This window comes from Saccharospirillum salsuginis (assembly GCF_014651855.1).
Taxonomy (GTDB): Bacteria; Pseudomonadota; Gammaproteobacteria; order Pseudomonadales; family Natronospirillaceae; genus Saccharospirillum; species Saccharospirillum salsuginis.
The window spans coordinates 279,537-299,069 of the sequence record NZ_BMXR01000008.1 but is presented as its reverse complement, the minus strand read 5'-3'; the positions used below and the strand labels follow the sequence as shown (position 1 = coordinate 299,069).

Below are 19,533 nucleotides of genomic sequence, written 5' to 3'. Positions count from 1 at the left end.
GACGGCTTTGGCCGGTTTTGTAGCGGCGGGCAGGCACTGGAAAGCTCCTTTTGAATAGCAAGCCGTGATTTTAACCTTAAAGAAGGGATACTTTCACAGCCTCCGTGCCCACCCTACCTCAAGGCAACCAGAGCTCAAACACGGCCCCGCCGTGTTCGGGGTGGTTGGAGAGGTGGATGTGCCCTTCCTGGTCGCCATGGGTATGAAGCCGGGCGATCTGGTGGCAGAAGAACAGGCCGAGGCCGGTGCTGCCGGTCTGGAAGTTGAGGTCCCCCTGCTCTTCCCCCGTCCCCATGAAGTTCATCATCTTCTCCGGGTAGCCGGAGCCGTTGTCGATGAGTTGAATGCACAAGCCGCCGTCGCGTTCAAAGATGTGAAAGTCGAGTCGGTCCCGGGTATAGCGCGTGCTGTTGGTGAGCGCATTGGCCAGGATGCCTTCGACCAGCATCGGGTCCATGAACCAGACGAAGTCCGGATCTTCCAGGTGGATTCCGAGTTCAATGCCGAGGGCTTTGAGGGTTTCGGTGTGCCGGGCACAGGCGTCGTTGATGACGTCTTCGACCAGCACTTCGTCGAAATCGGGCCGGAAGGTATCGTTGTGCATCCGGTACAGACCCAGCATGTGCACGAGGTCGTTGTTGATGCGCCCGGCTTCCAGGCGGATGCGATTGAGTTGCTGGGCGCTGTCGGGTGAGAGTTGATCGTCGTGTTGCAGTATTTCGTGTATCTGGGTATCGATCAGCCCCAACGCGTTTTTAACGTCATGAACGGTGGCGGCCATGACGGTGTTGATATCCACTTTATTTTTCATGTTGCATCCTGTCGTGTAGCTGAATCACCTTCTTCCGGATGGTCTGGTAGCGATCGAACTGGTAGTGGTTCTCGGGCAGGTAATTGAGCCGGTTGACGATGTCCAGACAACGGTCGATTCGGCTCAGACCGCCCTCGCCTTTTCCGGTAAGCAGCAGGCTGGACTGGACGAAATTGAGAATGATGCCGGGGTGGCGCGGTGAAAACTTGAGCGCTTCTTCGAACAGGTCGGAGGCTTCGCGGTACTCCTTCTGTTTATAGTGCTCGATGCCCGCGGTATTCAATTCGTGCGCCTGCTGCCGGGCTTCCCGGCTGACCGGTTCGGTCTGTAACTGGTTGAGGCGTTTCACGAACTGGTCGGAGTCGTGGTAATAGTGCCTGAGTTTATCGATCAGGGCGTCGGCGGCTTTGTTATTGCCTTTCTCGAACAGAATCTCGGCCAAATCGACGGCGCTTTCCTCGGTCAACAATTCGAGATGCTCTCCGGCGGACTCGGCCAATTTCTCCAGAAATTCCTCGGATTGGGCTTCGGAATCCGCTGGGTCCGCCAGATAGGCGCGATAGGCCTGGGTGAAGAATTCGGTATCCGCTTCGTCGGGGTAGGCTTTGGCGAGTTTTTTCAGGTAATTCACGGCATCGCGGTGCAGACGCCGGCGCAGGGCGTCGTCGTCCAGACTGCCCAGTTGCCCGCGGGTGGCGCGCAGTACGTCTTTATAGCCCTCGGACGATTCGTGCATGGTGCCTTCGGCCAGGCTGACCACTTCCTTATAGGCTTTGGTCGCGGCGAAAAAATCGCCGTTCCGGGTGGCCAAATCGGCGAAGTGTCGCTGGCGGGGAATATTGCGCGGTGACCGGGCCAGCGCCTGCGCGAGAGTTTCCTGGGCGTCTTCCGGCTGTTTCAGTCGGCGCTGCACCTCGGCCAGCAAATCGTAGGCTTCGACCATGTTGGGCTGCAGCATGACCAGGGTTTTCAGCCCGCGTTCGGCCGCCTCCAACTGGCCGCGTTCGACCTGGATGCGGTGCAATTCCAGCTTGGCCCAGGGCTGTTCCCGCTTTTCCAACACACCGTGCAGAAAGTTTTCGGCTTCCATCAATTGGCCCTGGTTGAACAGGGCATCGTAATACTTGCGCTGCGCCCAACCCCGGTAGCGCGGCTTGGTTTCCATGACCTGGCGGGCGGCCTTGGCGAGTGCCGGCCAGTCTTTGGCGTCGAGGGCGGCGTTTACCGGCAGTAATGCGCCCTGACGATCCAGCCAGCGGTCCAGCCGTTGAGCCAGGGTGTCCATGGCGAACGGTTTGGCGAGGTAGTCGTCCGGCAGGAACTCCAAGGCACCCATCACGCGGTCGCGCGAGGTTTCGGCGGTGATCATGACAAAGACAGTCTCGTAGGAGAGCCAGCCCTTGGTGCGCCACTCTTCCAACAACTGGGAGCCGTTCTTGCCCTTTCCGAGGTTGTAGTCGCACAACACCACGTCGAAGCGGTGCTCACGCACCTGTTTGGTGGCTTCGACGCCATTGGCGGCCTCGGCGATATGGGAAACGCCCAAGGACGACAACATCCCCTTGACGGACTTGCGCACATTGGCGAAGTCGTCGATCAATAAAAATCGTTTGTTCAGCGATTGATTCAGGTCCACACCAACGTTCCGGTCTTGGCAATACGGATGAAACCCCGTATGTTGCTCAGGAACCTTGATCCAGTTCACATTCGACAACCCGTCGAAGCGAATCGGCGAGGTCCATTCAGCGAGTCATACGGGAAGAACTCGGTGACCAGAGGCAACGGAACAGAGCTCCGACGCCTCGACCGAGCGTAACAAGTTCGGGTGGCCCGCGCGAAGAATCGTCAGGCAGAGCGCACCGCTACTGTCTACAATAGTTCAAAGACCGAAGAATGCAGTGCAGTTTCGGCAAAAAAATTGCTGGGCTGTACACAATACAGTCAGCTCAGCGGAATGTTTGTGACATGAGTATTGCCACTCCCTCTTTGTTTGTGCCGTCCCATTCCGGACGGCCGCTTCGTTCGACCAGCCCCTTCATTGTTCAATGCCTGATTGCCGCCCTTCTCCTGCTGGTCGCCACCGGCGCTATGGCCGAACCGGTGGCCATGGTGGTGCGCGCCTCCGGCGAGGTGGTCCGCATCACCCCGGATGGCGAGCGCATGCCGCTGGAACGCCGGGATACCCTGAACACGGGCGATCGCATCGAGACCGGCGAACAGGCCCGGGTGACACTGAAGTTCGCCGATGAGGGGCTGGTGGAACTGGGCACCGGTTCGCGTTTCGTCATCCAGCAGTATCGCTCGGAAACCGACAGCGATGAGGATCCGAACGTCCTGCTGGAGCTGATCGAGGGCAGGCTGAGAACCGTCACCGGCGCCCTGGCCAGGGACCCGGACGACTACGACCTGAAAACACCGCTCGCCAGCATCGGCATTCGCGGCACCGAATTCGAAGTCTGGCAGTCGGCCGAAACCGGCACCCGGGTGCGCCTAAGCCAGGGCTCGGTAAGCCTGGCGGACCTCGCCGGACAGGGCGATCCGGTCATCCTGACCGAGAACAATCCCTTCGGCGAGGTGCGCCCGGGGGCCGCGGCGAGATTCATCGAGGAATGGACGGGGCCGTCCATGGGCGCCTTCCCGGCGGAGTTGCTGAGTATTCCTGTCCCCGCCGTGTTACCGCCTTTGGCGCCGCCGGTCCCGGCGGCCGTGCCTCTGGCCGCCGACGTGCCCGCCACCGCCGTGGCTGACGATGAAGAGGAGCCCGACGCGCTCGCCCGGTTCGTCCAGGCCGTGAATCAAAACCAGTGGGATACCGCCCGCTTGCTGGCCGACGAATTGCTCGACCGCTTCGAAGGCACACCCCGTTTCGACCTTTACTACGCTCTGCTGTTGTTGCACGAGAACCGGACCCAGGAAGCCATATTCGCGTTGGAGCGGGTACTGGCCTACGCCCCGGACCAACACCGGGCGCGCCTGGAACTGGCCCGCGCCTATTTCGCGAACAAAAACCTGGCCCGCGCACGAACCGAATTCGAACGCGTACTGGCGACCGACCCGCCGGCCAATGTCCGCACCAATATCGAATCCTTCCTGGCGCGCATCGACGCGGCCGAGCAGGCCCGCAACCAGCAGTTCAACCTCTACGCCGGGCTGGAAGCCGGCTGGGACAGCAACATCAACGACGGGGCCACCCTGAACGAGGAGTTGGACCCGAACCTGCTCAACCTGACCGCCCTGAGCGATGCCTCCCAGGCCATCGACGGCAGCTATGGCCGCATTCGCTTCGGCGCCCAATGGATCACCCCGACCAGCCTCACGTCCGGCCGTTCCTTCGGGTTACAGGGTCACAGCACGCTCTATCCGGGTAACGACGCCTACAACCAGACCGGGGTCAACGCCCGCTACCTGAGCCGAAAAGCCTCCGATGAGCTGCGCGGCCACTTCGCCCTCTCCGGTGGTTACACCTGGATCGGCAGCGAGCCCTGGCAACTGTCGCTTGGCCTCGGCGGCCAGGTCACCCGCCCCGTCTGGGGGCCGCTCTGGGCCGGCGTGGTCGGCCAGACCAGCATCGGGTTCGCCCAATCCGGCGACCGGCCGCATTCGATCACCGATGCCGGCGGCGTCGTCCTGAGTGCGGAAGAACGCCAGCGTCGCCATCAACTCACGATCCAGTACGCCCGCTACCAGCAGACCGGACAGGACGACGGCCACCTCGAATGGCAGGGCCTGAGCAACCGTTACCGTCTGAACTGGGCGCTGCCCTATCGGCTTGAAGCCCAGGCCTCGCTCCGCCATGACTGGCGCCGGTTCGACGACAACGACCTCCTGTTCACCGAGAGCAGCGGCTCCGACGACCTCAAACGCCGCGTCGACAACCTGCTGCAAATCGACCTGGCCCTCAACTGGCAGGCCGACACCTGGCTGCAAAGCCGCACCGGCCTGCGCCTGGAATGGCTCGAGAGCAACATCAACGCCTACAGCCGCGACAACTGGGTCATCAGCCAGACGCTGACGGTCACGTTTTAAGGAGTCATGACCATGATGAACCGACTGAACACACTCCGCCTGGCCAGCCTGATCGCCTTGCTGCTCTGCCCCGCCCTGCTCTGGGCCTCCATCGGTAAAGTGGTCATCGCCCGGGGCGATGTCTACGCCCTCGACGGCAACGAACAGCGCCGCGCCCTGCAACGCCGGTCCGACGTCTTCGAAGGCGACACCATCGTCACCGGCGCCGACGGCTCGCTGCAGATCCGCTTCAAGGACAACGCCATCCTCGCCCTGCGCGCCGAAAGCCAGCTGAAAATCACCGAATACCACGGCACCGACGCCGACAACGACCGCGAGCGCGTCCTCATGGACCTGCTCGCCGGCGGCTTCCGCACCATCACCGGCAGCATCGGCAAAACCGACCAGGACGCCTACCAGGTACGCACCCCCAACGCCAGCATCGGCATACGCGGCACCCACTACGAAGCCCTGATCCAGACCGGCAGCCTGCTGCTCGGCGTCTACCAGGGCGGCATCCGCATCGCCAACGACAACGGCGAACTCAACCTCGGCGCCGACAGCGAATTCATCTGGGGGCGCGTCAACGCAAGCGGCCGCCCGCAGGGCCTGCTCAACCCCCCGGACGAACTCAATACCCCCATCTCCCCGGAGGCCGAAGGCAACCCGGAACCGCAACCGGAAGACGAACCGCGCGCTCAACTGAACGAAGAAGACGCCGAAGGCATCCCGCTGGAAGAAGCCTTCGCCGAACCGGTCGGAGAAGAACCGCCGGAGATCCCCGACACCACTGATGTCACCACTACCGAGCTGGACACCGGCGACGACATCCAACTGGCCACCGTCGACGACGAGATCGAAGAACAACTGGAAAGCGGCGAGATCATAACCGACGCCCGACTCACCGACGCCCAGATCGAAGCCCTGCAAACCGATCCGAGATACGGCCTCGTCGTCCTCACCGACTCCTTCGGCGACGCCGTCCACTACGGCTACATCGTCGACGGCGACAACGGCCCCGTCTTCGTCAACTACGACACCGAAAGCATGACCGAACTGGACAATGGCTACGTCACCCCTGACCGCGTCTTCAAAGGCCCCGAGCTGACCAGCCCCACCTCGCTCGCCACCCACGACCTCGGCAACACCACCGTCGAATGGGGCATCTGGAACGCCAGCACCACAGACCAGGCCGCCCTCTACGAAGACCCGACCTCCGCCCTGCCCACCGAACTGGACAGTAACCCGTTCTATTATGTGTTCGCCGAACCGACCAAGATTGCTGAACGGACAGGTACGGGGTATTTCTCCACCTATGAATGCGAAAACGCCGGCGGAGACTCACCCTGTTCAAGTATCACCATCACTCTGAATGACACCCCTCAGACAGTCGATTACTTCGACGGCAGCCTGAACGTCAACTTCGACGATGCCACCGGTACCGGCAATGTTTATTTGGGATTCGGCGGCGATATGTATTGGGACATCGGCTTCGAAGGCAACCTGAAAGGCAGTCAGTTCAACGCCGATACGGTGACCTCTTCCAACCTGAACACGCTTCAGAATACCTTCAGCGGAGGCACCAACGGCGAAGTCAACGGCTACTTCACCGGATCCGACACCAACCTGCACTTCATCGGCGGCTTCGGCTTCGACAACCAGGACGCGGGCGCCCAGGTCGAAGGGGTCATGTTGATGCAGGAAGGCGCTGTTCTGGATTGAGTCGCGTAGGGTGGGTCGGTACGTCTGGTCCGGCACCCCGGCTTCGGCCGCCCACCATGGAAGCCGCGTAGGGTGGGCACCGCCCACCAGTCTGTAGGATGCAACCCCGGTCGGTTACCATCAACCAAAAGGCAGTCAGTAGGTTGGATTAGCCGTAGGCGTAATCCAACACTACCGTGGCACGGTAATCTCATCGGCCTAACTGTGTTGGATTACGCTGCGCTAATCCAACCTACTGTATGTCCCGGTCGAATTATTGGTGGGCGGCCGAAGCCGGGGTGCCGGACCAGACGTACCGACCCACCCTACGATCGGTGGTTGCAGCGGTACAAACAAGCCTCGGGGGCGCCGGTGTGCTCCGCAGGGGCATCTGAGGCATGGACTGGTGCGCCAGCCCGGACCTAAGTTAAGCGCCCAAGGACGGGTTCACAGCGGCCCCTTCGGTGCATACCGGCGCCCCCGAGGCGGATTCCCGGCACCCAATACAACCTAGCCACCCCCAACCCGGGCAACCAACCCAAAGACGGCCACCACCAGAGCCCAACCCACACTTCAAGCACTTTTTCCCACACAGCATGGAATAGCCCCAGACTTTCCGCTATGGTGCGCTCAACACCAAATAACAGATGGAACCCGACAGTATGACAGATCGTCCTTCATCCCTGGACAAAGCGGACCTGATCGAATGCGGCTACGGACGCATGTTTGGCCCCGGCAACCCCCAATTGCCGGTCGACAACATGTTGATGATGGACCGCATCCCCAAGATCACCGACGAAGGCGGCGAATACGGCAAGGGGTATATTGAAGCCGAACTCGACATCAACCCCGATCTCTGGTTCTTCAAATGCCACTTCCCCGGCGACCCCGTCATGCCCGGCTGCCTCGGCCTCGACGCCATGTGGCAACTGGTCGGCTTCTTCCTTGGCTGGCGCGGTAACCAGGGCAAGGGCCGCGCCCTCGGCGTCGGCGAACTGACCTTCAAAGGCCAGATCATGCCCGACGCTAAAAAAGTCACCTACAAACTGAACGTCAAGCGCGTTATGGAATCCCGACTCGTCATGGGCATCGCCGATGGCGTCGTCGAATGCGATGGCAAACCCATCTACTTCGCCAAAGACCTGAAAGTCGGTCTGTTCAAGCCCGAACAAATGGGAGGCTGATCGTGAAAAGAGTCGTCGTAACCGGCCTGGGCATCGTATCCTGCCTGGGCAACGATGCGGACGCCGTTACCGAGAGCCTGAAAAATGGCCGCTCCGGCATCCGTTTCAACGAAAAATACGCCGAACTGGGCATGCGCAGCCACGTCAGTGGCACGCCGGAGATCAACCTGGCGGACCACATCGACCGCAAGTCCATTCGTTTCATGGGCGCGGCCGCGGGCTACGCCTACATTTCCATGGATCAGGCCATTAAAGACGCCGGCCTGACCGAAGACCAGGTGTCCAACATCCGCACCGGCCTGATCGCCGGCTCCGGCGGTGCCGACTCCGGCAGCCAGGTGGAAGCGGCGGACATCCTGCGTGAAAAAGGCCTCAAGCGTGTCGGCCCCTACCGCGTCACCCAGACCATGGGCTCCACCGTTTCCGCCTGTCTGGCCACACCGTTTCAGATCAAGGGCGTGAACTACTCCATCACGTCCGCCTGTTCCACCAGCGCGCACTGCATCGGCAACGCCATGGAACTGATCCAGCTGGGCAAGCAGGACATCGTCTTCGCCGGCGGCGGCGAGGCCGAACACTGGACCATGAGCAGCCTGTTCGACGCCATGGGCGCCCTCTCCACCAAGTACAACGACGCCCCCGAAAAGGCGAGCCGGGCCTACGACAAAGATCGTGACGGCTTCGTCATCGCCGGTGGCGGCGGCATGCTGGTACTGGAGGAGCTGGAGCACGCCAAGGCGCGCGGTGCCAAGATCTACGCCGAAGTGGTCGGCTACGGCGCCACCAGCGACGGCTACAACATGGTCGCCCCGAGCGGTGAAGGCGCGGTGCGGTGCATGCAAATGGCCATGCAGAGCGTCGATGGCGGAATCGACTACATCAACGCCCACGGCACCTCGACCCCGGCCGGCGACATCACCGAGCTGAACGCGGTGCGTACGGTCTTCGGCGATGACATGCCGCCGGTGGCTTCCACCAAGTCGCTGTCCGGTCACAGCCTGGGCGCGGCCGGTGTGCAGGAAGCGATCTACAGCTTGCTGATGCTGAAGAACAACTTCATTGCCGCCAGCCAGAACGTCGACAACCTGGACCCGGACGCCGGCGACGCCAACGTCGTCACCGAAATGCAGGACAACGTGACGCTGAACCGCGTCATGTCGAACAGCTTCGGGTTCGGTGGTACCAACGCCACACTGGTGTTGCAGCGCTACGAATGACCGCTGAACCTGTAGGAGCGTACTCCGTGCGCGACAGGTTATGAAGCGTGCACACTGTGTCGCGCACGGAGTGCGCTCCTACAGGAGACACAGTTAAAAAAAGGGCCCAACGGGCCCTTTTTTCGTTTCCAGTATCAGGCAGCGGACGCCTGGGCACCCTCCTCTTCCGGCGCACTCTCCCGAATCAGGTAATCGAACGCGCCCAGTGCCGCCGTAGCCCCGGCGCCCATTGAAACGACGATCTGCTTGTACGGCACCGTGGTCGCATCGCCCGCCGCAAACACGCCCTTCAGTGACGTCGCGCCGCGCTCGTCGATGATCATTTCACCCGTCCGGTTCAATTCGATATCGCTGTCCTGCAACCATTCAGTGTTGGGCACCAGGCCGATCTGCACAAAGACACCGGCCAGTTCGACGGAACCTGCCTCACCGCTCGCCCGGTCGGTGTAATTCAGACCAGTAACCGTCTTGCCATTACCGACAATCTCGGTGGTCTGAGCGTTGGCGATGATGGTCACGTTCGGCAAGGATCGCGCCTTGCGCTGCAACACCTCATCGGCCCGCAGGGTATCGGCGAATTCCAGCACGGTGACGTGCTCGACGATACCGGCCAGATCGATCGCCGCTTCGATGCCGGAGTTACCGCCACCGATCACGGCGACTTTCTTGCCTTTGTAGAAGGGGCCGTCGCAATGCGGGCAGTACGCCACGCCCTTGTTGGCGTATTCGGCCTCGCCGGGCACGCCCAGTTTGCGCCAGCGCGCCCCCGGTGCCAGCACCATGGACCGACTCGACAACACCGCACCGCTCTCCAGCCCCAGTGTCAGTAACCCATCGCGTTTCAGTTCAGCGGCGCGTTGCCCGGTAATCAGGTCAACGCCGTATTCCTTGACGTGTTGCTCCAGGCTGGCGGCCAGTTTGGGGCCTTCGGTGTAGGACACGGAAATGAAGTTCTCGATGCCGACCGTATCCATCACCTGTCCGCCGAAGCGTTCGGCGACCAGGCCGGTGCGAATGCCCTTTCGTGCGGCATAAATCGCCGCCGCCGCGCCGGCCGGGCCACCGCCGACGACGAGCACATCGTAGGGTTCGCGCTGGTTCAGTGCTTCCACTTTCTGCTCGGCCGCGCCGGTATCCAATTTGGCGACAATCTCTTCCAGGCTCATCCGGCCCTGGCCGAAGTGTTCGCCGTTCAGGTAAACGGACGGCACCGCCAAGATGTCACGCGCCTCGACCTCATCCTGGAAAACGGCGCCGTCGATCATTTCATGGGTGATGTCGGGGTTCAGTGTGGCCATTAGGTTCAGCGCCTGAACCACATCCGGGCAGTTCTGGCACGACAACGAAATGTAGGTTTCGAAATGAAACGGGCCTTTCAAACCGCGAATCTGCTCCTGCAGCTCGGCATCGGCCTTGGACGGGTGGCCACCGGCCTGCAGCAACGCGAGCACCAGTGACGTGAATTCGTGACCGAGCGGCACACCGGCGAAACTGACGCGTGGGGTTTCACCGTGCGGGGCAATGGCGAGACTGGGCACGCGCCGGCCCTGGTGGGTGCCGGCGGAAATCTTGTCGTTGAGACCGATGATCTCGTCGGCCAGTTGCTTGAGTTCTATAGCTTTGGCGGATTCATCGCCGGACACACTGACTTCGATCGGGGTCTTGATGTTCTGTAAGTAGGTGTCCAGTTGGTGTTTCAGGGTGGTGTCTAGCATCAGTGGGTCCTTGTGGGGAATCGTTGGATAGAGGTGGTTGGGTTGGAGTGTTGGATTACGCGCTATCGCGCTACCGAAGCGCCGGACCGATCCAACCTACTCGCAACGAATTTGTAGGAGCGCACTCCGTGCGCGACATTCCACACGTCGCCGACATTGGTGTCGCGCACGGAGTGCGCTCCTACGAAATGGTAGGTCGGATTAGCGCGTAAGCGCGTAATCCGACAAATAGTCAATGAATCGGCTCACGATTAAATCTTGCCCACCAGATCCAAAGACGGCGCCAAGGTCTCTTCCCCTTCCTTCCACTTGGCCGGGCAGACTTCGCCGGGGTGCGCGGCGATGTATTGCGCGGCCTTGATCTTGCGCAGCAGTTCGCTGGCGTCGCGGCCGATGCCACCGTCGGTGATTTCGACGATCTTGATCTGCCCTTCCGGGTTGATGACGAAGGTACCGCGATCAGCGATGCCCTCTTCCTCGATCATGACGTTGAAGTTCCGGGTGATGGTGCCGGTCGGGTCGGCGATCATCGGGTACTGGATCTTGCCGATGGTCTCGGAACTGTCGTGCCAGGCCTTGTGCGTGAAGTGGGTGTCGGTGGAGACGGAGTAGATCTCGACGCCCAGTCGCTTGAACTCGTCGTAGTTATCGGCCAGGTCACCCAGTTCGGTCGGGCAGACGAAGGTGAAGTCGGCCGGGTAAAAGAAGACCACGGACCACTGGCCTTTCAGGTCGGCGTCGGTGACTTCAACGAAGTCGCCGTTCTGGTAGGCGGTGGCTTTGAAGGGTTTCAGTTCGGAATCGATGTAGCGGGACATTCAGTGCTCCTGGTTTTGCCTGTTTGGGTTCGGTTTCGACGGTGAGGCGTTGTCGCCTCGAACAAGGCAAATACTATGAGCTTTTGATTATTAATAAAATTTATCTATTTATATGGCGGTGATAGCTGTAGGTAATTAGAAGACAGGGTTTTGATAGATATCTGGAACTATGCAGTGGGGTGACAGGTATAGATGTCGCGCACGGAGTGCGCTCCTACCATACGGATTTCTGTAGGAGCGCACTCCGTGCGCGACAGATCTAATGAAGCGAGGGCCTCAAGCCGCCGGCGGCTCCTTGGACGTGCCTTTGGCCGTCCCCTCGTCTTCGGATGCGTCGTCATTGCCCGCAGCATCCGAGGTGGGCGTGTGGGTCAACACCTGAACCAGGTCGTCCCGGCTCAATTCACCGGTCAATTCGCCGGCTTCGTTGACCACCGGCAGCGGGTGGTCGTGATCCAGCGTCTGTGGAATCACTTCCTCCAGAGGGGTTTCCGGTGAAATGACGAAGGAGTCCTCGTAGTAGTCCTCGCACAAGGGCTCCTTGCCCTTCTCCTTGGCCACTTTGGCGAGGTTTTCTTCACTGACGAAGCCCTGATACCCCTCGTCGTTCACGTAGAAGGCATAGCCGGACTTGGCCGAACGCATGTGCGCCAGGGCATCGTTGATGGTCTTGGCGTCGATGCGGTGGGTCGGCGGCTTCATCACGGTCTCGACCGTCAGCGCGCGGGCGCGGTTGACGTCGCGAACAAACTTCTCGACGTAGTCGTCCGCCGGATGCAGCAGGATGTCGGCCGGTTGACCGACCTGAACCAGCTCGCCGTCACGCAGAATGGCGATGCGGTCGCCGATGCGCAGGGCCTCATCGAGGTCGTGGGTGATGAAGACGATGGTCTTGTGCAGGCGATCCTGCAACGCCATCAACTGATCCTGCATTTCACTGCGGATCAGCGGATCCAGCGCGGAGAAGGCTTCGTCCATCAGCAGGATCTCGGCGTCGGTGCACAGTGCGCGGGCCAAGCCCACCCGCTGCTGCTGACCGCCGGACAGTTGCGCCGGGTACTGGTTCTCGTAACCGGCCAGGCCGACGTCCTCCAGCCATTGCTTGGCTTTCTTTTCACGCTCTTCCTTACCGACGCCCTGGGCACGCAACCCGAAGGCGACGTTTTCCTGCACGGTGTAGTGCGGCAGCAGACCAAACCGCTGAAACACCATGGACATTTTTTTCTGTCGAAAATTGCGCAGCGATTTGGCATCCAGTTCCATGATGTCTTCGTCTTCGACGATCACCCGGCCTTCGGTCGGGTCGATCAGTCGATTGAAGTGGCGAATCAGTGTCGATTTACCCGACCCCGACAGCCCCATGATGACGAAAATCTCACCCTGCTGTATCTCCAGGTTGATGTCCTTCAAACCCAGGGTGTGGCCGGTCTCCGCCAGGATCTCGTCCTTGGTCTTGCCGGCTTTCACCAAATGCATATGCGTCTGAGGGTTTTTACCGAACAGCTGGTACAACCCTTCGATGCGTATCAACGGCGAGGTCATGAACCGCTCCTCATGTAACGCTGGGACCGTTTGGCGTAGGACTGGGAAACCCGGTCGAAAATGATCGCCAGGACCACAATGGCCGCCCCGTTCAGAATGCCCAGGGTGAAGTACTGGTTGGTGATGGAGCGCAACACCGGCTGCCCCAGACCGGACACACCGATCATCGAGGCGATGACCACCATGGCCAGCGCCATCATGATGGTCTGGTTGATCCCGGCCATGATGTTCGGCATCGCCAGCGGCAATTGAACGTTGAACAGTCGCTGCATGGGCGTCACGCCATAGGCGTCGGCCGCTTCCAGAACCTCTTTATCGACCAGCCGGATGCCCAGGTTGGTCAGCCGGATCACCGGCGGGATGGCGTAGATAATCACGGCGATCAACCCCGGGATCTTGCCGATACCGAGCAGCATGACCACCGGAATCAGGTACACGAACGCCGGCATCGTCTGCATGATATCGAGCACCGGTGTGATGATGCTCTGCGCCCGGTGCGAGCGCGCCATCAGGATGCCCATCGGGATGCCGAGCGCAATGGAAATCAGGGTACAGACTGTAATGATGCTCAGCGTGCTCATGGTGTCTTCCCACATACCGAAAAAGCCGACCAGGAAGAGCGAAATGCCCACACCCACCGTCAGTTTGATGGATCGGGCCGCGTAGTGGGTGATCCCCAGTATGGCGGCGATCACTACCCACCAGGGCGCTTCGACCAGCAGGTTCTCGAACCAGACCAGAAAGGCCAGCAGCGGGTCGAAAAAATTCTCGATGGCTTCACCGTAGGAACGGGAAAACGACCGATACCCTTCATCGAGGGTTTGGCGCAGGGTCAACAGGTCCCTGCGGCTGAGCTGAGGGAATTCGGTTAGCCAGGACATGAGTGTCTACCTCAGAGTAACTGCAACAAGGCCACCCCTGGGCCGGGGTGGCCGGGAGAGTAATGCGGAAGCCGGGCAACGCGCCGGACGGCTTCCGCTCTCGGGGCGTTTAGAGCGCGTCCCGAACCTTGTCAGCCACGTCGTCGGAGACCCACTCGGTCCAGATGGACTCGTAGTTTTCCAGGAAGTGGAAAGCGGCGAATTCACCGTCGGCCTGGTTTTGTTCCATCCAGGCCAGCAGTTCGTTCATCTGGTCGTTGGTGAATGCCCGCTTGGTCAGGTAGTCGTAGGCTTCCGGCGCTTCGGAGGCGAAGCTCTCGGTGGTCACGGTCCAGACCGGCGACGGCGGATACATGGTCGGTTCCGGGTCCAGGCACTCTTCCTTCGAGATGCAGTTAATGTAGTGCTCTTCATCGATACCGCTACCGAAATCGACCTTCACCATGGGATAACGACCCAGGACGGCGGTCGGTGCCCAGTAGTAGCCGAACCAGGGTTCCTTGCGCTCATAGGACTTGGCGATGGAACCGGCCAGACCGGCGCCGGAACCCGGGTCGACCAGGTCGAAACCGGCGTCTTCCAGGTTCAGGGCGTTGTAGAGGTTACGGGCGGTAATCTGACAGTTCCAGCCGGCCGGGCAGCCCATGAACATGGATTTGTCCGGATCTTCCGGGTGCTCGAACATGTCGACGTGCTTCTTCACGCCTTCGATGGTGGCCAGTTCCGGGTATTCTTCCACCAGGTACTCGGGTACCCAGAAACCTTCCTCGCCGCCATCGGACAGGGAACGACCGGCATAACGCAGGCGGCCTTCCTCGACACCCCGGTCAAGGGCGTCTTTCATGGAGTTGCTCCACATTTCCGGGGCAATATCGGGCTCGCCTTTTTCCACCATGGAGGTCCCGGTGGGCATGGTGTCGCCCGGTACCAGTTCGGCATCGCAGCCAAACCCTTCGTTCAGGATGAGCTGGTCGATGCTCGCCATCAGGGCGGCCGAGTTCCAGTTCATGTTGGATATGGTCACCCGGCCGCAGTCGGCCAGGGCGGAGGTGCCCACCATGGCGGTCGCCACGGCGAGGGAGGTCTTGAGCAGAGTCTTTTTCATGGAGTACATCCTCTTTTTTCTTGGCCTGTGTCTTCCGTCTGTCGGCCTGTCCGAGCAGCAACGATACGGCGCCGTCACTCAGTCTTTAGGCCTCTAATATTTAAAAAGTCTAATACGATACGCACTCAGTTCCAACACCAGCGATGAACCCCTCGTGCGCACGGCTGTTCATTCCCGACCGGTGGCCGGGATATTTACAGTTCAAAATACGTACGATCAAACAACTGGGCAGGCTGAACTGAGTGTAGTCGGGCGAGCATTCACTGTATTGAGATCGATCAAGAAACCGTTCGCCGTGCCTTTGCGCCCATTGTCAGTGGGATACCGAAGCCATCGCGGGCGTGCCAGGTGCCGGGTTGGACCGGTGGCTGGAACGCTCCAAAGCTTAATCGTTTAAGCTCTGTTCAAGTCCATCCTGACCCTTTGGCGGGGCCATTTCAAGTGTCCAGACGCCGGGCGGCTTCCGGAACGATGTGTTCCGACAGAAAATCATGCAGCGCCTCGCGATAGCCGGTTCGGCCGGATGGGCTGTCCGTGTCCGAGGTGATCACCACCGTCAACTCGAGCTCCGGCACCACATAAAGCATCTGTCCACCATAGCCCCAGCCGTAGTAGCCCGGGTAGCCGGCGAATTCGCGGATAAACCAGGTGTAGCCATAGCCGTCACCGGTGTAGCGGGATTCCGCCCGGGGCTGCCAGCTGGCCTTGATCCAGGCAGCGGGAATGAGCTGAACACCATCGGACGTTTTGCCGCCGCGCCGGTACAGCTCGCCGAACGCCAGCAGGGATTCCGGGGTCATCGATACCTGATTACCGCCCAGAGGAATGCCCTGGGGGTCGTTCATCCAGCCCTCTACCCGGACGCCGGCCGGACCAAGCCAGTCGTTGACGAGGCGGTAGGTCGAACGGCCCGTCTCCCGGGTCAGGATCGCGGACAGCAAATGGGTATTGCCGGTGGAATACAACATGTCGCCGCCCGGGACGTCGGAGAACGGCTGGTTCAGCGCATTGCGCACCCAGTTGTCGGAATTGACCCAGGCACCGTAGTTCCGGCCCGAGGTGCGGCGCAGCCCGGCCTGCATGGACAGCAGATGCCCGACGGTGAGGTCGTTGAGCAGCGGGTTCGGATCGGCGGGCCACTCGTCTTCGAGTAAGTCCGCGACCGGCTGGTCGGTACCGGTCAGGATATCGCGCTCGATGGCGATGCCAACGAGGGCGGAGATCAGCAGTTTTGAGGCCGATTTGACGTTGGTCGCCACATCGGTTGACGCGCCGTTGTAGCTTTCGGCTACCTGCAACCGGTCGGATTGAGCGATGTGAAGGGTTCGAATGGAATCGAAGCCGCTCGCAAGCCGGACCGCTTCGGAAAACGGGTTCTCTTCCGCAACAGCAGTGCCGACGAAAATGGTCGACAGTACGAGCGGGATTGTCGCAACGGCCGTGTAACGGTTCATGGATATCCCAATAACTCGGCTAACGGACACTATGTTCGTTCCAGCCCGCCATTCGGATCACTCCGGAGACGGTCTACGAAACGCCATGGGTACAAAACGAATGCCGTGAAGAATCTGTTCCCCGCCTTCCGGCTGAAAACCGTACCGACGATAAAATTCGACGGCATTGACCGAAGCCCGCAGTCGGACAACCGGCTCTTCGGCCCGCTCGATCATCGCGTCCATCAAACGCCGTCCGATGCCCAGGCCCTGATGCGCCAGGCTGACGTACAAAGCCGTCACGAAATGGCCGTCCCGCCAGGTCACGTAACCGACAATCCGGCCCTCCAGTACGGCCTTCAGGGAAGGCGAACGTTCCGGGTCGAGCAGGCGTTTCAGTTTGTTTTCGCGATCCGACAGCAGCGTCGCCCGGCCTTCTTCCGACTGCATCGGAAACACCTGGGCCTCGTTCGCGGCATCGCTGATGGCGCCAATCGCCGCCAGATCGTCCGGTTCCACCGGTGAAATCAGAAGGTTCATTTTCCCTGTCCCGTCAGTCACTCAAAAGGGCTTCGAAAGCCGCCTGCACCGCAGACGCTTCATTCTGCCGAATCGTCAGGCTTTGTTCCATGTGTATGAAACGCTGACTGGCCTGATCGGCGGCCTGGGTGCACGCATCGGGTGAATCGTTCAGGTGGCGCCCCTGGACATTGGTGGTGCCACAGAGTCGGTTCTCCGTTGTGCCACCGGGGAATGCATTGCAACTGGTGATGTTTTCCGCCGGTAATTGCTGTTCGAGCGCCAACGCCAGGCGGGCAACCGGATCCCCGGCCGAGATCGGATCGGTCGTCCCGTTTGACAGACTGATTCCATCGTCCCCGAAACCATGCAGGCTGACGACCAGATCGTTCGGATAGTGCCCGGCCATGGCTTCATGCACGGCCTGAAAGCGCGACGCCAGGGTATGCGCCATATCCGACTCGGGATAGAGTGCCAGACTGCCGGTGCATACCCGGGTCTGACCGGAGCACTGTGACGCCGTGGTGTTCGCGCATCGATGGGTGCCACTGGTGATCAAGGCCCGGGCACCGAGCGTGCGCACCAAATCGACGCCCTGGGGCAAGGTGTCCAGATCATGCTCCGGATGCGGGGTTTCCACGATCAGACCGCGCGCTTCTGCACTCGTGTTCAAGGCCCACAACGCCCTCCCCTGGCCGACACTGGCCGGCGACCAGAGTACCCAGCCGCTCTCGGCGCCCGTTCCCCGGCACAGATCGTAACCGGCCTTTTGCCCATGCTGTATGGCGGCATCCGTATCGCCCTCGAACCAGGCTTGCAAAGACGCCCGCACGGCCGTCTTGTCGGCGTCATCGGCGGTCAGGTACAAATCCGAGTTTGCAGTCGGTGGCGCTATAGCACTCTCCGTGAAGGCTTCGAAGATCGAAGCGCCACATTCTGTTAGCGAGGTCGCCGAATCGGTCGAGGCGTCACCCTCGGCTCCCGACGAGATCCGCTCTTGAGTGCACCCCAGCACTGCAAACAGGACGAACCACCCGGTTACGGAACTGTGCATTCGATGCATCAATGTCTGTCACCTCAATGCCAATGAGCATCCGAAAGCTTAGCACGGCGACGAGTTGGCCGTTCGGGTGTCGGTTGAGGAAACGGCGAACTCATCTAAGCTCAGCCATGAACCCTTTAAATCCCGGCATTGACCCACCAACAACGTCGTACCGTAATTCGACGTCGTGCAGTTTTGTTCTAGGGAGGTTACATGAAAGCCACGGCCCTCAGCTTGTCCGCCTTGATGGCCAGCATCATTCTGCTGATCACCGGTAACGCTTTTCTGACCACATTGCTGGGGCTCCGGCTGAGCATCGAAGGCTTTAACGCCACGGTCATCGGTTGGACGCTGGTGTTTTATTCCATCGGCTTTGTCGGCGGCACGCTCTACGCGTCCCGAATCATCACGCGAGTGGGTCACATCCGGGCATTCGCCGTGTTCGCGGCCGTTCTGGCGGCGGCGATTCTGATTCACCCCATGTCCGTCGAAACCTGGCTCTGGGGCGGATTGCGCGCACTCGCCGGTTTTGTCATGGCCGGTCTGATGATCGTCATGGAAAGCTGGTTCAGCAGCCGTGCCGACAACACCAACCGCGCCAGCCTGTTCGCGGTTTACCAGGTGGTGTTTTTCCTGTCGACCGCCGCCGGCCAGGTGTTGATCCGCATCGGCGACCCGGCCGATTTCATCCCCTTCTCGCTCGCCGCCATTCTGGTCGTTCTGGCGGTCGCGCCGCTGTCGATGACCCGTCATGCGTCGCCGACCATCGAACACGGGCAGCGCATGACCATTCGCCAGCTCTTCCAAACCTCTCCGGTGGGCACGCTCGGCGCGCTGGTCGCCGGGTTGCTGATCAGCGCCTTCTACACCATGGGGCCGGTCTACGCCGACCGCATCAATCTGGACGTGACCCAGATTTCCAACTTCATGGCCTCGGCCATCGTGGCGGCCATGATCCTCGCCTGGCCCATTGGCCGCCTGTGCGACCGGTACGACCGCTATCGGGTCATTCTCGCCGCCGCCGCTACCGCCGCCCTATGCAGCCTTGCGGCGGCATTGATCGGGAGCTTCAACATGGTGCTGCTGATTCTCGCCGTGGGGCTCTATATGGGCATCAGCGCCACGCTCTACCCGATCGCCGTCGCCATCACCAACGACTTGATGGATACGCACGAGATCACCTCGGCCAGTACCGCCCTCTTGCTGAGCTACGGTATTGGCGGTTGCATCGGCCCCATCATCAGTTCACTGTTCATGCAGGTCCTGGGGCCGGGAGGTTTGTTCGTCAGCAACGCTCTGATCCTCGGTGCCCTGATCGCCTTCATTTTCGCCGGCTCGCGTCAGGCCCGAAGCCCGGCCAAACAGCACGAGACGTTCTATACGACAATGCCGGAAGCCGCCCTGGGCCTCGAAGAACTGGACCCTCGCAATGCGGACTTCGGCCATGCTCACGGCGAAAAACAGGATTTTTCAGACCTGGATGAATCGATCGGCACCGATATCGATGAAGAAATGAGAGCCACCGACGCCTGACCCCCCGGGATGTCGGTTACTGGAGGA

General features: G+C 60.7%; 15 protein-coding genes. 5 read left to right on the top strand and 10 right to left on the bottom strand.

What is annotated here, in order from left to right:
• Positions 1-118 precede the first annotated feature (118 nt).
• Both IE111_RS16920 and IE111_RS16915 read right to left on the bottom strand, forming a co-directional pair.
• Positions 119-811 carry a sensor histidine kinase gene (locus tag IE111_RS16920; protein WP_189610904.1) on the bottom strand — a complete coding sequence of 231 codons (693 nt, stop codon included), beginning with the start codon at positions 809-811 and terminating at the stop codon, positions 119-121.
• A complete protein-coding gene (locus IE111_RS16915) occupies positions 801-2,447 on the bottom strand; it encodes a tetratricopeptide repeat-containing response regulator (RefSeq protein WP_189610902.1) in 1,647 nt (548 codons plus the stop codon). The genes IE111_RS16920 and IE111_RS16915 overlap by 11 nt, the downstream gene beginning before the upstream one ends.
• Positions 2,448-2,776: 329 nt before the next feature.
• On the opposite strand from IE111_RS16915, the gene IE111_RS16910 reads away from it, so the two are divergent.
• From IE111_RS16910 to fabB, 4 genes are all read left to right on the top strand, one after another.
• Complete coding sequence (locus IE111_RS16910; protein ID WP_189610900.1) at positions 2,777-4,837, top strand: FecR domain-containing protein; 2,061 nt, start codon at positions 2,777-2,779, stop codon at positions 4,835-4,837.
• Positions 4,838-4,849: 12 nt separating this feature from the next.
• Positions 4,850-6,538 (top strand): FecR family protein, encoded by a 1,689-nt coding sequence (locus IE111_RS16905; RefSeq protein ID WP_189610898.1) that lies wholly within the window; start codon positions 4,850-4,852, stop codon positions 6,536-6,538.
• Positions 6,539-7,179: 641 nt separating this feature from the next.
• Positions 7,180-7,701 (top strand): bifunctional 3-hydroxydecanoyl-ACP dehydratase/trans-2-decenoyl-ACP isomerase, encoded by a 522-nt coding sequence (gene fabA, locus IE111_RS16900; protein ID WP_189610897.1) that lies wholly within the window; start codon positions 7,180-7,182, stop codon positions 7,699-7,701.
• A 2-nt stretch (positions 7,702-7,703) separates the two neighbouring features.
• Positions 7,704-8,918 carry a beta-ketoacyl-ACP synthase I gene (gene fabB / locus IE111_RS16895; protein WP_189610894.1) on the top strand — a complete coding sequence of 405 codons (1,215 nt, stop codon included), beginning with the start codon at positions 7,704-7,706 and terminating at the stop codon, positions 8,916-8,918.
• A 134-nt stretch (positions 8,919-9,052) separates the two neighbouring features.
• On the opposite strand, the gene ahpF is transcribed toward fabB, so the two are convergent.
• The 8 genes from ahpF to IE111_RS16855 all read right to left on the bottom strand — a co-directional run bounded on the left by ahpF (position 9,053) and on the right by IE111_RS16855 (position 17,985).
• Positions 9,053-10,633: an alkyl hydroperoxide reductase subunit F gene (gene ahpF / locus IE111_RS16890; RefSeq protein WP_189610892.1), complete on the bottom strand. Its 1,581-nt coding sequence runs from the start codon at positions 10,631-10,633 to the stop codon at positions 9,053-9,055.
• A gap of 251 nt (positions 10,634-10,884) precedes the next feature.
• The gene (ahpC, locus tag IE111_RS16885) at positions 10,885-11,451 is read right to left on the bottom strand and encodes an alkyl hydroperoxide reductase subunit C (protein WP_189610890.1); all 567 of its coding nucleotides are present in this window, start codon (positions 11,449-11,451) and stop codon (positions 10,885-10,887) included.
• A gap of 276 nt (positions 11,452-11,727) precedes the next feature.
• Positions 11,728-12,993 carry a quaternary amine ABC transporter ATP-binding protein gene (locus IE111_RS16880; protein ID WP_189610888.1) on the bottom strand — a complete coding sequence of 422 codons (1,266 nt, stop codon included), beginning with the start codon at positions 12,991-12,993 and terminating at the stop codon, positions 11,728-11,730.
• Entirely contained in the window at positions 12,990-13,874 is an 885-nt protein-coding gene (locus IE111_RS16875; RefSeq protein ID WP_189610885.1) for an ABC transporter permease, read from the bottom strand. The genes IE111_RS16880 and IE111_RS16875 overlap by 4 nt, the downstream gene beginning before the upstream one ends.
• Before the next feature lie 109 nt (positions 13,875-13,983).
• Positions 13,984-14,979 carry an ABC transporter substrate-binding protein gene (locus IE111_RS16870; protein ID WP_189610884.1) on the bottom strand — a complete coding sequence of 332 codons (996 nt, stop codon included), beginning with the start codon at positions 14,977-14,979 and terminating at the stop codon, positions 13,984-13,986.
• A 437-nt stretch (positions 14,980-15,416) separates the two neighbouring features.
• A complete protein-coding gene (locus tag IE111_RS16865) occupies positions 15,417-16,433 on the bottom strand; it encodes a serine hydrolase domain-containing protein (RefSeq protein ID WP_189610882.1) in 1,017 nt (338 codons plus the stop codon).
• 57 nt (positions 16,434-16,490) lie between these two features.
• Complete coding sequence (locus IE111_RS16860; protein ID WP_189610879.1) at positions 16,491-16,952, bottom strand: GNAT family N-acetyltransferase; 462 nt, start codon at positions 16,950-16,952, stop codon at positions 16,491-16,493.
• 13 nt (positions 16,953-16,965) lie between these two features.
• Complete coding sequence (locus IE111_RS16855; protein ID WP_189610877.1) at positions 16,966-17,985, bottom strand: hypothetical protein; 1,020 nt, start codon at positions 17,983-17,985, stop codon at positions 16,966-16,968.
• A 201-nt stretch (positions 17,986-18,186) separates the two neighbouring features.
• Between IE111_RS16855 and IE111_RS16850 the strand changes: the two genes are divergently transcribed.
• On the top strand, positions 18,187-19,506 hold the full coding sequence (locus IE111_RS16850; protein ID WP_189610875.1) for an MFS transporter: 1,320 nt from the start codon (positions 18,187-18,189) through the stop codon (positions 19,504-19,506).
• Positions 19,507-19,533 lie beyond the last annotated feature (27 nt).

Excerpts from the sequence above, each read along its gene's own strand:
- IE111_RS16920 (WP_189610904.1), bottom strand. The coding sequence starts at position 811 with ATGAAAAATAAAGTGGATATCAACACCGTCATGGCCGCCACCGTTCAT.
- IE111_RS16910 (WP_189610900.1), top strand. The coding sequence starts at position 2,777 with ATGAGTATTGCCACTCCCTCTTTGTTTGTGCCGTCCCATTCCGGACGG.
- IE111_RS16905 (WP_189610898.1), top strand. The coding sequence starts at position 4,850 with ATGATGAACCGACTGAACACACTCCGCCTGGCCAGCCTGATCGCCTTG.
- fabA (WP_189610897.1), top strand. The coding sequence starts at position 7,180 with ATGACAGATCGTCCTTCATCCCTGGACAAAGCGGACCTGATCGAATGC.
- ahpF (WP_189610892.1), bottom strand. The coding sequence starts at position 10,633 with ATGCTAGACACCACCCTGAAACACCAACTGGACACCTACTTACAGAAC.
- ahpC (WP_189610890.1), bottom strand. The coding sequence starts at position 11,451 with ATGTCCCGCTACATCGATTCCGAACTGAAACCCTTCAAAGCCACCGCC.
- IE111_RS16880 (WP_189610888.1), bottom strand. The coding sequence starts at position 12,993 with ATGACCTCGCCGTTGATACGCATCGAAGGGTTGTACCAGCTGTTCGGT.
- IE111_RS16875 (WP_189610885.1), bottom strand. The coding sequence starts at position 13,874 with ATGTCCTGGCTAACCGAATTCCCTCAGCTCAGCCGCAGGGACCTGTTG.
- IE111_RS16870 (WP_189610884.1), bottom strand. The coding sequence starts at position 14,979 with ATGAAAAAGACTCTGCTCAAGACCTCCCTCGCCGTGGCGACCGCCATG.
- IE111_RS16865 (WP_189610882.1), bottom strand. The coding sequence starts at position 16,433 with ATGAACCGTTACACGGCCGTTGCGACAATCCCGCTCGTACTGTCGACC.
- IE111_RS16860 (WP_189610879.1), bottom strand. The coding sequence starts at position 16,952 with ATGAACCTTCTGATTTCACCGGTGGAACCGGACGATCTGGCGGCGATT.
- IE111_RS16855 (WP_189610877.1), bottom strand. The coding sequence starts at position 17,985 with ATGCACAGTTCCGTAACCGGGTGGTTCGTCCTGTTTGCAGTGCTGGGG.
- IE111_RS16850 (WP_189610875.1), top strand. The coding sequence starts at position 18,187 with ATGAAAGCCACGGCCCTCAGCTTGTCCGCCTTGATGGCCAGCATCATT.